Raw genomic sequence first — 15,539 nt, forward strand, 5'->3', positions numbered from 1 at the left:
AGAGGAATTTATTATGAAATTTAGTGAAGATTTTGTATTTGGTGCGGCAACAGCTGCCTACCAATGTGAAGGATGTACTCAAAGTCATGGTAAAGGAAAAGTAGCTTGGGATGATTATCTAGAAAAGCAAGGCCGTTTTTCTCCTGAACCAGCTAGTGATTTTTATCATAAATATCCAGTTGACTTAAAATTATGTAATCAATTTGGTATTAATGGTATTCGCATTTCTATTGCTTGGTCAAGAATCTTTCCTGAAGGAAAAGGTAAAATTAATGATGAAGGTGTTCAATTCTATCATAAATTATTTCAAGAGTGTCATAAAAATGGTGTTGAACCTTATGTTACATTACATCATTTTGATACACCAGATGCTTTACACAAGGAAGGAGATTTCATAAATAGAAATACAATAGAAGCTTTTGTTGAATATGCAAAATTCTGTTTTGAAGAATATAAAGATGAAGTTTCTTATTGGTTTACATTTAATGAAGTATGGCCTATAGCTACAAATCAATATATTGAAGGAACTTTTCCTCCATGCATAACTTTTGATATAACAAAAGCAGTAGCTTCAATGCATGGAATGATGGTTGCTCATGCTAAAGCTGTAAATATCTATAAAGAAAAAGGATATTCTGGAAAAATTGGAATTATTCATTCTTTGGATACAAAGTATCCACTTGATGAAAATGATGAAAGAGATATTTTGGCAGCTAAAAAAGATGATGTATTAGCTAATCAATTCTTATTAGATGCAACATTTTTAGGTTATTATAGCAATGAAACCTTAGATATTATTCAAGAACTTGTTGAATTAAACGGTGGAACTTTTAACTATGATCAAAAAGACATTGAAGAAATGAAGAAAGCAGCTAGTCAAATTGATTATTTAGGAATGAATAATTATCAAAGCAATTTCGTTAGACATTATGAAGGAGAAAATGAAATTCATCATAATGGAACAGGGGAAAAAGGAACGAAAAAATTTAAATTAAAAGGTGTTGGAGAAAGAGTCATTAAAGAAGGGATTCCTACAACAGATTGGGATTGGTTGATTATTCCTGAAGGTATGTATGATATGGTTAAACGTATCAAAAATCAATATCCAAATTATAAAGCAATTTATATAACTGAAAATGGTATGGGTTATAAAGATACATTTGAAGAAAATAATGTGATTGATGATGAACCTAGAATTGATTATATTAAACAACATTTGCAATGGCTATTAAAAGCAATTGAAGAAGGTGTTAATGTAAAAGGTTATTTTGTTTGGTCATTAATGGATATGTTTTCTTGGTCAAATGGTTACAACAAGAGATATGGATTATTCTATGTCGATTATGAAACTCAAGAACGTTTTCCTAAAGCATCAGCATATTGGTATAAAAGAGTTATTAAACATAGAGAGGTATAGAAATGAAATACAAAGGAGTTATCTTTGATTTTAATGGCACATTATTTTTTGATAATGACAAGCACATTAAAGCATGGGGTGCGATATCTCAATTAATAAGAGGTTATGGTATAAGTGATCAAGAACTTCATGAGCATTTTAATGGTGTTCCTAATAAAGAAATCATTCAATATTTATTTAATGGAGAATGTGATGATGAAATGATTAATAAATACTCTTTATTGAAAGAAGAATATTATCGTAAATATTGTCAGGAAGATGTTGAATCTTTCCATCTTGTAGAGGGTGTTGAACAATATTTTAATGATTTAAGCAAAAGAAACATTCCTTTTACTATTGCAAGTGCATCCATTAAAGAAAACATTGACTTTTTTGTAGAATCATTTCATCTAGATAATTGGATTAATCCTAAAAATATTGTTTATGATGATGGAACTTATAAAAATAAAATAGCAATGTTTGAAAAGGCATCAGAAATTTTAAATATTGAATTAAAAGAATGTTTAATTTTTGAAGATTCTATTAGTGGAATCAAAAATGCTTATCGTGCAGGATGTCCTCATATTATTGTTATAGACTCTGCGAATAAAAAAGAAGAATATCAAGATTTACCTGGTGTCATTAAAGTAATAGATAATTTTGTAGAATTAGAATCTTTATAGACCTCATCGTTAAAGTTCATTTAAAGTCATCTATATGAATAAGCATTCATTGATGACTTTTTATACATAAAATATGTTTTAAAGGAGAAAGAGAATGAATACTAAAATAAATCAATTAATCAATTATGGTTTGGAAAATCAAATGATTTCTTTATATGACGTGGATTATTCAATAAATATGTTACTTGATTTGTTTAAACTAGATTGTTTTGAAAGAACAACAGTCGAAAAAATTGATTATTATTTACTAATTGAAGATATGCTTGATTATGCTGTAAAAGTAGGATTGATAGAAGATAATATCACAGAAAGAGATTTGTTTGATACAAAAATAATGAATTGTATTATGCCAAGACCTAGTGAAGTTGTTAATAAGTTTTATCAGATATATGATGAGAACAAACAAAAAGCGACACAATATTTTTATGATTTATCAATTCATTCAAATTATATTAGAAAAGCGAGAACTGATAAAAATATTAAATTTTCCCATTATTACAAATATGGAGATATTCAGATATCAATTAACTTATCAAAACCCGAAAAAGATCCTAAAGAAATAGCAAAAGCTAAACTTGCGAAAAGTACAGGATATCCTAAATGTTTATTGTGTAAAGAGAATGTTGGATATGCAGGGAATATGAATCATCCCGCTAGACAAACACATAGAATAATACCTCTTGATTTGAATGGAAAAACGTATAATTTTCAATACTCACCTTATGTTTATTATAATGAGCATTGTATTATTTTTAATAATGAACATGTTCCAATGGTCATAAACAGACAAACATTTGAGAATTTATTTACTTTCATTGAAAAATTTCCTCATTATATGATAGGAAGTAATGCGGATTTACCTATTGTAGGAGGTTCTATACTTACTCATGATCATTATCAAGGTGGTAGACATAGATTCCCAATGCAGGATGCATCGGTTATTAAGGAAATTGAAATTAAAGGATATGAAAATATAAAAGTACAAATGTTGAATTGGCCTTTATCTACATTAAGACTTACAGCTGATGACAAAGAAGTTCTTGTTGATCTATCAGACAAGATATTAAATTATTGGATAAATTATGATGATGTTTCATGTGATATTCTTTCACATACAAATGATGTAAGACATAATACAGTAACACCAATTGCAAGAATGGATAATAATCGTTATCAAATAGATATTGTATTAAGAAATAATCGAACAAACGATGAACATCCTTTGGGTATATTTCATCCACATGCTAAGCACCATCATATTAAGAAAGAAAATATTGGTTTAATTGAAGTCATGGGATTAGCTGTTTTACCTGCTAGATTAAAAGATGAATTAGAATGTTTGAAATTATGTTTGTTAAAAAAGAAATGTATTGATGATTTGGAGAGTTTAAAAAAGCATAAAGAATGGTTTGAATATTTACAAACTTTAGAATTTGATGAGCAATCTATAGATGAGTTTATTGAAAAAGAAGTTACAAAAAAATTTGTTAGTGTATTAGAAAATGTAGGAGTTTATAAGATGAATCAGAAAGGAATAGAAGGATTTACTCGTTTTGTAGATTCTTTGAGTAAATAGTATGATTGAGATTATAGAGAATGTATCTAGAGGTATAGACATTATCTCAATGAGAAATGAAAATATTGAAATACAAGTGACTAATTATGGTTGCACGATATTAAAAATGATTGTCAAAGATAAACATGGAGAAAAAAGAGATGTCGTATTAGGATTCCCTAGTATTGATGATTATAAAAAAAAGACGGCAGTTATCTAGGTGCTTTAGTTGGTAGAGTGGCAAATCGTATAGGAAATGGGAAATTTACATTGAATAATGAGATATTCTCTTTAGAAAAAAATAACGGTTCAAATACATTACATGGGGGAATTGAAGGATTTTCATATAAAACATTCACATATGAGATAAGAGAAAATGAAATTGTTTTTCATTATTTCTCTCAAGATGGAGAAGAAGGATTCCCTGGTAATTTAAACTTTCATGCAACATATATTCTTTTAAATAATGGATTAAAAATTAAATATCATGCAACCACTGATAAAGATACGATTATTAATATTACTAATCATTCCTATTTTAATTTAAGTGGAGAGCCATGTAATATTGATGAACATGAGTTAATGATTAAAGCTGATAAAATGGCATGTATAGATGATGAAGGTTTGTATAATGGTGAAATGAGAAGTGTATGCGGTACGCCATTTAACTTTAATGCGCCTACATTGATAAAGAATAGTATATATCAAGATAATGATCAATTAAAGATAGGAAAAGGATATAATCATCCTTTTATATTTAGTACAAATAAAGATCAAGTCAAATTATATTATAAAGAAACAGGAATTGAACTAACTGTATCAACATCATTACCTCAAACACAAGTTTACACTGTCAATTATCTTTCTGGACAATTAGGTAAGTATGGTAAGTGTATGCATCAAAGAGATGCAATATGTATAGAAACACAAAATATGCCAGATAGTATAAATAAAGAAGAAAATCCAACGGTAATTTTAAGGAAAGGAGAAATGTATGATGAAGTGACTTCATATACATTTAAAATAAAATGATGAAAGCAAGTGAAATTAAGGAAAACTTATTAAATAATAGATATGATAATATGTTTATTGATTTATATGAAGATGAATCATTGATTACTTATCAAAATAATAGATATACAAAAGCAATTGAAGAGTTTATAAAATTATATGATGATCAAGATATTGAAATATATAGCGTAGCTGGAAGAAGTGAAGTGGGAGGAAATCATACTGACCATCAGCATGGTTGTGTATTAGCAACTTCAATTAATTTAGATGCTATAGCAATGGTAACGCCACAAAAAGATATTGTTAAAATTGTTTCTGATGATCTAGATATAGATGAAATTAATATTAACGATTTATCAAAAAGAGATGATGAAGAAGGAACTTCAGAATCTTTAATTAGAGGAGTTTTATCAAAACTTAAAGAAATGGGTTATAAAATAGGTGGATTTAAAGCATTTGTAACAAGCGATGTTTTAATGGGAGCTGGATTATCATCATCAGCAGCTTTTGAAGGATTGATTGGTACTATTGTTTCTGGGTTATATAATGCTATGGAAATAGATATGGTAACAATTGCTAAAGTAGGACAATATGCAGAAAATGTTTATTTTGGTAAACCATGTGGATTAATGGATCAATGTGCTTGTGCAGTAGGTGGATTAATTAGTATTGACTTTAATGATACAGCAAATCCAATTGTTAATCATGTTGATGTTGATTTTTCTAAATTTAATCATAGTTTATGTATTGTTGATACAAAAGGATCTCATGCTGATTTAACTGATGAATACGCAGCTATACCAATTGAAATGAAAAAAGTAGCTAAATTTTTTGATAAAGAAGTTCTAAGAGAAGTTGATGAAAATGAGTTTTATGAAAATATTTCTGATATTAGAGAGGCATGTGGAGATAGAGCAGTATTACGTGCACTACATTTCTTTAATGAAAATAAACGTGTTGAAAAATTAGTGAATGCTTTAACGGATAATGATTTTGATATGTTTAAAAAATATATTAAAGAATCAGGAGATTCAAGTTATAAGTATCTTCAAAATGTATATTCAAATAAAGATCCACATAATCAAGCAGTTTCATTAGCGTTGGCTGTGTCTGAAGTGGTTTTGAAAAATCATGGAGTTTGTAGAGTTCATGGTGGTGGATTTGCTGGTACGATTCAAGCATTTGTTGAAGATAATTATGTTGAAAAATACAAAAATGAAATTGAAAAGATTTTTGGTAAAGGGTCTTGTCATGTATTAAAAATAAGAAAATATGGTGGAACAAAAGTATTAGGATAAAAGGAGAATATAAAATGAATGTATTAGTTACTGGTGGTGCAGGATATATTGGCAGTCATATTTGTGTTGAGTTACTTCAAGCAGGGCATGATGTGGTTGTTATTGATGATTTTTCTAATTCTAAACCAGAAGTATTAAATTATATTAAACAGCTAACAGGTAAAAAAGTTAAGTTTTATGAGTTTAATGTTCTTGATGAAGAAAAAATGGATGATGTATTTGTAAATAATAAAATTGATTCAATTATTCATTGTGCAGCTTTTAAAGCTGTAGGAGAATCAATGGTAAAACCTATAGAATATTATACTAATAATCTCATGTCTACATTGGTAGTTGCAAAAATGATGAAAAAGTACAATGTTAATAATATTGTATTTTCTTCAAGTGCTACTGTATACGGAGATCCTGAAATAGTACCACTCACTGAAGATTGTCAATTAGGAGAGACAACAAATCCTTATGGCACAAGTAAGGCTATGATGGAAAGAATATTGACTGATGTTCAAAAGGCATGCCCTCATATGTCTGTAACTTTATTAAGATACTTTAATCCTATTGGGGCACATGAAAGTGGTTTATTAGGGGAGGATCCTAAAGGGATTCCTAATAATCTAATGCCATATATAATGAAAGTAGCAACAGGAGAATTAAAATGTTTAGGAGTATTTGGTAATGATTATGATACTCCAGATGGAACAGGTGTACGTGATTATATTCATGTTGTTGATTTAGCGAAAGGGCACGTATTAGCAATCGAAAAATATGCGAAACCTGGTGTCCATATTTGTAATTTAGGAACTGGAAAAGGGTATAGTGTATTAGAAATAGTTGGAGCATTCGAAAGAGTAAATGGGGTCAAAATCCCATATGTAATTAAAGATAGAAGACCTGGAGATATAGCAACATGTTATGCTGATCCATCAAGAGCAAAGGAACAACTTGGCTGGGTTGCTACTCGAGGGATAGATGAAATGTGTAGAGATTCTTGGAATTATGCAAAAAAGCATATTAAATAATTAAATTGCTTGTGATAAAAATAAATTAGAAACGAAAAATGAGATTGGTAAAAATTTATTGAGAATTATCCTTCAATCATGAGAGTACTCTGTATTCAATCATAATCTAACAATGTATGGTTCATAATGGTAAGTTAAGCGATTTATATGATATTTTTGGGAACAAAAAAGTGATTAGCTAATTCAGCTTATCAATTAGTTGATATAAACTAATACTTTAATAATCTGTGTAGTAAAAATACTATCAATGTCAGTAAGAACTGATATCGATAGTATTTTTAGATAAATATTTTTATACTATTCAAAAAATTCTGTAAGCGTAAAATGAAAAAGCCCTATTATCAATCAACGACATTGATTATAATTAGAGCTGTAATAAATTGACAATTTATATATGTATGATTTACAGGACACGACTAAAAGATCGTATCTCTACGATTTTTTAGTCAGATATGTATTATCAGGCAATTCTTTTGACCATGGCATATAATTATCAAGGGCTTCTTCATCATTGATATCTATTTCTGTCAATGATGACAAAAGATAGTTAAAATATTCATAGGGATTGAGATTGTTTAGCTTTGCAGTTTCTATAAGTGAATATAAGGCAGCGCTTGTCTGTGCTCCCTGAACCGTATTGGTAAACAGCCAGTTGCGTCTGTTATGTGCTACAGAGCATAACGTCTGCCTACACAGAATGGGCGTATCGCATTTTCTGCTCGGTTGTTTGATATCTCTATTCTCCCATCTTCAAGGTAGACTCTTAGTTTTTCTTCCTGGTTGATGCTGTATTTTAGTGCTTCACTTAACTTTGTTTTATCCACTGCAACTTTTGCACATTCCTTGACTGTTTAGCAGTCAATGTTTCCAAAGCTAATAGCACGATTGCTTTTAAAAACGGTTTTAGTTTGGATAAGACCTATGATACAAAAGCAGTAGCTGTCAGTGTGGATGATCTAGAAATTACTGGAAGTAAAGGAAAAATCAGCTTTACCTATGAGAAAAAAGTCGGCAATACATGGGAAGCAATGCAGGAAGCACCAACTGGCGCAGGAACATACCGTGTAACAGCTTCATTAGCTGGGGATAATAATTATAAATCTGCTGTTTCTCAGCCGTTGGAATTTACGATTGATAAAGCAGATACTGTTCTGGAATTTACAGTAAATGATTTAGATAAGGTCTATGATGGTAAAACGATGGTTGCTCCAACAAATCAGGTGGGTAACAGTCACGTCAGAGTATTGAGCTGGTATCAGTTGAGTGAAGATGGACAATGGGCAAAGCTTGAAAAAGCACCAGTAGATGCAGGAAGCTATAAAGTCGTTGCCAGTGTAGAAGCAGATGATAATTATAATGGTGCAGAAATAGAAATGGAATTTGAAATCACGAAAGCTCAACCATCTCATACATTGCCAACGGATTTGGTTATTAAACAAGGAGAATCTTTATCAACTCTTGGTCTTCCAGATGGATTCACATGGAAAGATGATACACAAACAGCGAATACATTAGGAACTCAAACATTCAAAGCAGTATTCACACCGGAAGATACAACAAATTATCAGACAGTCGAAGTTGATATTAATGTAGATGTTGTTCCTACTTTTATATTAGTCAATCATGTACCAACTATCAGTGCAGATGATAAAGTGGTCACTGTGGGTGATAAATTTGAGCTTATGAAAGATGTAACAGCTTTTGATAAAGAGGATGGAGATCTTACGAATAAAGTAAAAGTTATCAACAGTCATGTAGATACTTCTAAGGCTGGCACATATGAAGTGACTTACAAAGTCGTAGATAGTCAAGGGGCAAGCGCTACAAAGACGATTACTGTGACAGTTAAGGAAAAGACAGATTCGCAGACATCAAATAATGGAAGTAGTGGAACAGATCAAACAAATCAGAATGATAAGACACAGACAGCAATTCAAACTGATGATTATACAAATATTTATGTAAGGTCTGTATTGTCAATCTTATCAGCTTTAGGCATTGTATGGACCGTCATATTTAAGCGAAGAAAAAAAGACAATAAAACAATTTAATAAATTTGATTTATAGCCTGTACGATGATGTCGATACAGGCTATTGTTATGTATAAAGTTAAGTTTTGATATAGTATAGATGTTATTGATAAAATGAATTATAAAATAAAGAGATGATGGGAAACCATAATACATTCAAGAAATTCATTAATAGTCTAAAGCATTGTATTTTGAGACATTATTAGAAATTTTAGTCTCTTTTTATATGCTTGTATCTTTATGTGGCACTTGGATTTGGAATGGCTAATGTTGGAAGAACATTTGAGTCCATTTGCGAATATGTGTGATTTATCATATGGGTATTGGGTGGCTTGTTATCTGATGTTTAAAAGAAAGAAATTAGGATATGCTTTTGATGTTATGTGAAATCATATTGATTTTTGGATAAATAGTGCATTCACAATCTGGGGAGTGTATAATGGAGATATAAGATTTCGTAATCTTTTAAAAAAGAAAAGTGAGGAATAAAATATGCGAATGGTTGATTTGATTGAAAAGAAAAAAGATGGATTCAAACATACTCCAGAAGAGATTCACTTTATTGTAGCAGGTTATACAAAAGGTGATATACCTGATTATCAGATGAGTGCATGGTTGATGGCCGTTTGTTTTCAAGGCTTAGATAAAGAAGAAACAGCTATTTTAACCAAAGAAATGATGCATAGTGGTGATGTCATTGATTTAAGTCGTATTCAAGGAATCAAAGTTGATAAACATAGCACTGGCGGTGTTGGTGATAAAACATCTTTGGTTTTAGGACCGATTGTGGCAGCCTGTGGAGTACCAGTAGCTAAAATGAGCGGAAGAGGATTAGGACATACTGGTGGAACATTGGATAAATTAGAATCTATACCGGGACTTCATATTATGATTGATGAAGAAGATTTTGTGAAGCAGGTTAATGATTGTGGATTGGCTATTATTGGACAGAGTGGGCATTTGGATCCTGCCGATAAAAAAATGTATGCCTTACGTGATGTTACCGCAACTGTTTCCTGTATTCCATTAATTGCATCTTCTATCATGTCAAAAAAACTGGCGGCCGGCAGTGATGCGATATTGTTAGATGTCAAATATGGTGATGGTGCCTTTATGAATACCATTGAAGAAGCTAAAGAATTGGCACGTACAATGATTGAAATTGGTGATTCGCTAGGCAAAGATACCAGAGCAACCATTTCTAATATGAGTCAGCCGTTAGGTTATGCTATTGGAAATAGTCTGGAAGTCAAAGAAGCTATTGATACTTTAAATGGCCATGGACCAGAAGATTTATTAGAGCTTTGTTTGCAGGCCGGAAGTCATATGTTAATTCAGGCTCAAAAAACTGATTCTCTCATTACTGCAAGAAAAATGCTTGAAGATGCTATTGAAAGTAAAAAAGCACTTCGTACATTATGTGCTATGGTCAAAGCTCAAGGTGGCGATGATGCCTTTATCAGACATCCAGAAATGTTTCCTAAAGCAAAAGAAGTGATTCCTGTTTATAGTCAGATAACAGGATATGTTAAGGATTTAAAGGCAAAACCACTAGGAATTGTCAGCATGAAACTAGGTGGTGGACGTGAAACAACGGACGATGAGATTGATTATAGCGTTGGCTTGATCTTGCATAAAAAAATAGGTGATTTTGTCAAAAAAGGGGATGTATTAGTGGAAGTTCATACAAATACTGGACTTTCTAAAGAATTACAAAAAGATATTTTGGATGCCTATGAGTTTTCAAATGAATTTGTAAATAAACCTATATTGATTGATGAAGTTTTATCATAATTATTTTCAAAAAATGATATTTTTATATCTGATATCAAAATTTGATGTATAATGATAATCGGTGGTGAAATTATGGGAAAATTTTTATTTTTTGATATTGATGGGACATTAGTAGGCAAATCTAAAATGGTCACAGAGAAAACAAAATGGGCTATTCAACAGGCAAGACAAAATGGACATCGTGCATTTTTATGTACGGGTCGTGCTCCTACTTCTATTGTAGGAGATATCAAGAATATTAAGTTTGATGGGGCAATTTGTAGTGCTGGTGGATTTGTGATTGTTGATGGTGAGTATATATTTGAAAATTTTATGAATCAGTATATCTTATCAGAAGTCATGACTTTATTTATCAATAATCATATTTTGTTTACATTGGAAACGAAAAAAGCTTTATATCAGACACCTGGTGTCAATGAGTTCTTTGATCAAAAACATCAAAAAGACTGTGAAAATAACTTAGAATTAATGCGTTTTTTCCAGTTAAGACGTATGGGGGAAAATCGTTTACCTATCAAAGATTTTAATATTTTAACTACAGGTGTTACAAAGGTTTGTTTTATTGCACCAAATAAACAAAGCTTTTATGATTGTGTACCATTTTTAGAAGAATTCTTTAATATTGTGACTTTTTCTAAAGAAGAAGATGATTTTATTAATGGAGAAATTATATTAAAATATTGTACAAAAGCAGATGGTATTTTAAAAGTGGTTAATCATTTTCATGGTCAAATGAAAGATACTGTTGGTTTTGGTGATAGTATGAATGATTATCAGATGCTTCAAGAAGTCGAAACAGGTGTTGTTTATGAAGGAGCATCAGATAATTTAAAAGCGTTAGGAAAATATTTCTTTACTGATCCAGATCAAGATGGTATTTATAAGGTTATGAAAGAAATGGATTTAATAGGATAATACAATATCAGGCTTGAATGGAATCAAGCCTTTTTCAATGAAAAAAATTTGTCATTTTTTTCTTTGAAATAAGCTTTTTTATGATAAAAATGATTTAATCCTTAGAAAAATAAGTATTTCATCATTATTTTTGATACAATCATTATGTCTTCTATCTATTTGAGAAAAAAACACGTTTTTTGATAAAAAAGGATTATAATAAAATTATCAAATAAGGAGGCTTCTTTATGGACATTGTTTTATCAAGAATTTTAAAATATTTAAATGGTTGTTTAGATGATGATCATATGTATCGTATTGGATTGTTTATTGTTCATCATTATGTTGAGATGGAAGATTATTCTTTACAAAGAGTGATGGATGAAGGTGGTTTTCAAGAAGATGAGATTTTAGATTTTTGTCGACATTTAGGTTTTCAGACTTATGAAGAATTTCAAAGTGAATTAGTAGCCGATTATATGTTACGTGTATCACAGATTCGTGCACGTATGTTAGGTGTTTCTGCTTCACAGTTGATTGGACAATTAGATGCTTCTTATGATAAAGATGCATTTATCAAAGAACTTGAGCAAATTTGTGAATTGATTTTCAAAAAGAAACGTGTCATTATCATTGGTGCATTATATCCAACAAGTATTGCGGTTGAATTTCAAACAGACTTTATTACTTTTGGTAAAGAAGTGATTCAATATCATCATTTTGTGAAAGATTTTCAATTTCAAAAAGATGATGTTGTGATTTTTATTAGTGCAACAGGAAGAACTTTGCATGATTATTTAAAAGAAAGTGCCGATCAAAACATTCATGATGCTAAGATTGTTTTATTAACACAGAATGTGAAATATAAAAAGAAAAATGATTTAGGGGCAGATTATGTGGTACAGGTACCGGGACGTTTTGATGGAATTCAGTTTAATTATCAGATCATGATGATTTTTGATATTTTACGTATTTATTATTATACAAAATATTATATTTAAGGAGTATGCAAATGGATGTAAAAGCAATTATGTGTGATGTTGATGGAACATTATTAAATAGTCAAGGAATTGTTTCACCAATGACAGTAGAAATGATTAAAAAAGCAAGAGAAAAAGGAATTTTATTTGGTTTATCCACAGGTAGAGATGTGCATAGTGTCAAAACCCTTTTAAAATCATGGGGAATTGATGGATTGGTTGATGCAATTGTAGGAACTGGTGGAGCAGAAATTTATGATTATACATTGCAGGTTGAAAAATCAAGCTTTCCATTAGATGGTGCTTTGATTCAAGATGTGATTCGTCATTTTGAAGATATGAATGTCAATTTTGCGATTCCTGATCAAGGAATTTTATATGCTCCTAAAGATGATGAACATATTCAAATGTTATCAAAGGCAGATAAAGTCCCTTATCAAGTGGCCAATTTTGATGAATTTTTAAAAGAACCACGCGCAAAATTAATTATTATTTGTCATCCTGAAGATATGGATTCAGTTGTAGAAAGAAGTCAGACTTTTTCTAATGAAAAATATAAATCAGCTTCTTTGAAAACATCCAGTGAACTGTTTGAATATATGGATCCAAGAGTTACAAAAACACATGGCTTACAGGAAGTCATGGATATGCATGGCATTGATATGAAACAGCTTTGTACATTTGGTGATGCTGATAATGATTATGATATGACCCTTCATGCAGGTATTGGTGTTGTGATGGCTAATGGTAGTGAAAAAACAAAGAGTGTGGCTGATTATATTACAGATGATCATGACCATGATGGTATTGGAAAATTTATTGAAAAATATATTTTGTAAGCTTTCATTTTGATGAGAGCTTTTTTTCATGTATAATAAAACAAAGGAGTGATGGATATGAATATAGCTTTGATAGCTCATGATTCTAAAAAACAGGAAATGATTGCTTTTGTGAAAAAGCATGAAGATTTTTTTAAACAACATACGTTGTTTGCGACAGGGACAACAGGATTAAGAATTATGGAAAATACCGATTTGATGATTCATCGTTGTTTGTCTGGACCTTATGGTGGTGATCAGCAGATAGGGGGATATGTTGGTGAGGGAAAAATGGATTTTGTGATTTTTTTTAGAGATCCTTTGACAGCTCAACCCCATGAGCCTGATATTAATGCTTTGATGCGTGTTTGTGATGTCCATCAAGTTCCTCTAGCATCACACCAAAAAACAGCAGAGCTGATTATTAAAACTTTAGAAAGTGAGGGAAAATAAAATGAGGTATGAAATTCAAGGAACACCTTTTCCAGTTGTCATTTGTGAATTGGAGAAAGGTGAAAAAATGGTGAGTGATAGTGGCACAATGGCTTGGATGGATCCATGTATGACGATGGAAACAACAAGTGGTGGTATTGGTAAAGCCTTTGGAAGAATGTTTTCAGGAGAAACAATGTTTTTAAATGTCTATCAGGCAAAAGAAGCTGGTAAAATTGCTTTTGGTTCTTCATTTCCTGGTGAAATCAAAAAATATGATATAGCACCTGGTAAGGAAATTGTTGTTCAAAAATCATCTGTTTTAGCTTGTGAAGAAACGGTTGAAAGAAGTGTTTTCTTTCATAAAAAGATATCAACAGGACTTTTTGGTGGTGAAGGTTTTGTCATGAGCCGTTTATCTGGACATGGTGTTGCTTTTATTGAAATTGATGGTGCAACTGTGGAATATCAGCTAGAAGCTGGGCAAAAGCTCATTGTTGATTCAGGTAATTTGGCTTTAATGGATGCGACTTGTCAATTGACAACACAAAGTGTGCCAGGTATGAAGAATAAATTATTAGGTGGCGAAGGTTTATTTCATACAGTCATTACAGGACCAGGTCGTGTTGTTTTACAAACGATGCCGATTTCAACAATTGCTCAAAGTATTATTCCTTTTATTCCAACAGGAAAATAAATTATGATCTTCAATATCAGTGGCCGTAGCGATATCGTTGCTTTTTATAGTGACTGGTTTTTTCATCGTTTAAAAGAAGGATATGTCTATGTCAGAAATCCTTATTATCCGACACAGATTACCAAATACTTGATCAATGAAGATGTTGTAGATTGTTTTGTATTCTGTACAAAGAATCCTCGTCCCATATTATCACGTTTAGATGAATTGAAGCCTTATCCGTCTTTTTTCTATGTGACTATAACACCCTATGGTCGTCACATAGAACCTTATGTTCCTGCTTATCAAAATGTTATATCAGATATCCAAAAGCTGTCTTTACAATTAGGTAAACAAGCTGTAGGAATCAGATATGATCCTATTTTTCTCAATCAGGAATATACAATAGAAAAACATCTTTATTATTTTGAAGATATATTATCTCAATTACATGGATATTCTCATCGTTGTGTCATAAGTTTTATCGACTTATATAATAAAACCAAAAGAAATTTCCCGGGTATTCAAGAAGTATCTTTACAAGATCAAAAGACAATCGTTTCAGCTTTTGTGGAGATTGCTAAAAAGTATCAGTTTCAAATTCAAATGTGTGGCGAACCTTATGATTTTTCAATGTATGGTGTATCTTCACAAAGTTGTCTGAATGCTCCACTACTTCAAGATGTGATTGGCTATGATGTGATGCAACCTTCATCAAAACCTTTAAGGAAGCATTGTCACTGTTTTCCAAGTCGAGATATTGGAGAATATAATACTTGCCCTCATGGCTGTTTATATTGTTATGCCAATGAAAATAAGAAAAAAGTATGGCAAAATTATCATAAACATGATCCATTGTCACCCTTATTGATAGGACATGTTCATCAGAATGATGTCATTAAAGAGGCTAAACAAAAAAGTTATAAAAATAGACAATTGTCTTTGGATATATAAAT

At 30.9% G+C, this 15,539-nt stretch carries 16 protein-coding genes; all 16 read left to right on the forward strand.

From position 1 onward, the window contains the following. Positions 1-10: 10 nt before the first annotated feature. The 16 genes from lacG (at position 11) to KEC48_RS00325 (ending at position 15,537) form a co-directional block, all read left to right on the forward strand. Complete coding sequence (gene lacG, locus KEC48_RS00250; RefSeq protein ID WP_211965340.1) at positions 11-1,417, forward strand: 6-phospho-beta-galactosidase; 1,407 nt, start codon at positions 11-13, stop codon at positions 1,415-1,417. Between the two features lie 2 nt (positions 1,418-1,419). Continuing rightward, positions 1,420-2,079 carry an HAD family phosphatase gene (locus KEC48_RS00255; protein WP_129737036.1) on the forward strand — a complete coding sequence of 220 codons (660 nt, stop codon included), beginning with the start codon at positions 1,420-1,422 and terminating at the stop codon, positions 2,077-2,079. Between the two features lie 94 nt (positions 2,080-2,173). Continuing rightward, entirely contained in the window at positions 2,174-3,655 is a 1,482-nt protein-coding gene (locus KEC48_RS00260) for a UDP-glucose--hexose-1-phosphate uridylyltransferase (RefSeq protein ID WP_211963656.1), read from the forward strand. 1 nt (position 3,656) lies between these two features. After that, on the forward strand, positions 3,657-3,854 hold the full coding sequence (locus KEC48_RS16285; protein ID WP_255456812.1) for a hypothetical protein: 198 nt from the start codon (positions 3,657-3,659) through the stop codon (positions 3,852-3,854). A 17-nt stretch (positions 3,855-3,871) separates the two neighbouring features. After that, on the forward strand, positions 3,872-4,666 hold the full coding sequence (locus KEC48_RS00265) for an aldose epimerase family protein (RefSeq protein ID WP_283092202.1): 795 nt from the start codon (positions 3,872-3,874) through the stop codon (positions 4,664-4,666). Next, positions 4,666-5,943: a galactokinase family protein gene (locus KEC48_RS00270; RefSeq protein ID WP_349291041.1), complete on the forward strand. Its 1,278-nt coding sequence runs from the start codon at positions 4,666-4,668 to the stop codon at positions 5,941-5,943. Before KEC48_RS00265 ends, KEC48_RS00270 begins: the two co-directional genes overlap by 1 nt. A gap of 14 nt (positions 5,944-5,957) precedes the next feature. Further along, positions 5,958-6,959, forward strand: coding sequence for a UDP-glucose 4-epimerase GalE (gene galE / locus KEC48_RS00275; protein WP_168081448.1), 1,002 nt, complete (start codon positions 5,958-5,960; stop codon positions 6,957-6,959). 908 nt (positions 6,960-7,867) lie between these two features. Next, complete coding sequence (locus KEC48_RS16110; RefSeq protein ID WP_249191385.1) at positions 7,868-9,010, forward strand: immunoglobulin-like domain-containing protein; 1,143 nt, start codon at positions 7,868-7,870, stop codon at positions 9,008-9,010. A 234-nt stretch (positions 9,011-9,244) separates the two neighbouring features. Continuing rightward, entirely contained in the window at positions 9,245-9,376 is a 132-nt protein-coding gene (locus tag KEC48_RS16290; protein ID WP_283092203.1) for a hypothetical protein, read from the forward strand. Between the two features lie 105 nt (positions 9,377-9,481). Further along, on the forward strand, positions 9,482-10,783 hold the full coding sequence (locus KEC48_RS00295; RefSeq protein ID WP_211963660.1) for a pyrimidine-nucleoside phosphorylase: 1,302 nt from the start codon (positions 9,482-9,484) through the stop codon (positions 10,781-10,783). A gap of 72 nt (positions 10,784-10,855) precedes the next feature. Continuing rightward, the gene (locus tag KEC48_RS00300) at positions 10,856-11,698 is read left to right on the forward strand and encodes an HAD family hydrolase (RefSeq protein WP_211963662.1); all 843 of its coding nucleotides are present in this window, start codon (positions 10,856-10,858) and stop codon (positions 11,696-11,698) included. Positions 11,699-11,925: 227 nt separating this feature from the next. Next, positions 11,926-12,678 (forward strand): MurR/RpiR family transcriptional regulator, encoded by a 753-nt coding sequence (locus KEC48_RS00305; RefSeq protein ID WP_211963664.1) that lies wholly within the window; start codon positions 11,926-11,928, stop codon positions 12,676-12,678. Positions 12,679-12,689: 11 nt separating this feature from the next. Next, complete coding sequence (locus tag KEC48_RS00310; RefSeq protein ID WP_249191386.1) at positions 12,690-13,496, forward strand: Cof-type HAD-IIB family hydrolase; 807 nt, start codon at positions 12,690-12,692, stop codon at positions 13,494-13,496. Positions 13,497-13,553: 57 nt separating this feature from the next. Then, on the forward strand, positions 13,554-13,928 hold the full coding sequence (mgsA, locus tag KEC48_RS00315) for a methylglyoxal synthase (protein ID WP_211963668.1): 375 nt from the start codon (positions 13,554-13,556) through the stop codon (positions 13,926-13,928). Between the two features lies 1 nt (position 13,929). After that, entirely contained in the window at positions 13,930-14,604 is a 675-nt protein-coding gene (locus KEC48_RS00320; RefSeq protein WP_211963669.1) for a TIGR00266 family protein, read from the forward strand. Positions 14,605-14,607: 3 nt separating this feature from the next. After that, positions 14,608-15,537, forward strand: coding sequence for a DUF1848 domain-containing protein (locus KEC48_RS00325; protein ID WP_211963670.1), 930 nt, complete (start codon positions 14,608-14,610; stop codon positions 15,535-15,537). Positions 15,538-15,539: the final 2 nt, after the last annotated feature.

The sequence above is a fragment of the Clostridium sp. C1 genome (assembly GCF_018223625.1).
Lineage (GTDB): Bacteria > Bacillota_I > Bacilli_A > Erysipelotrichales > Coprobacillaceae > Allocoprobacillus.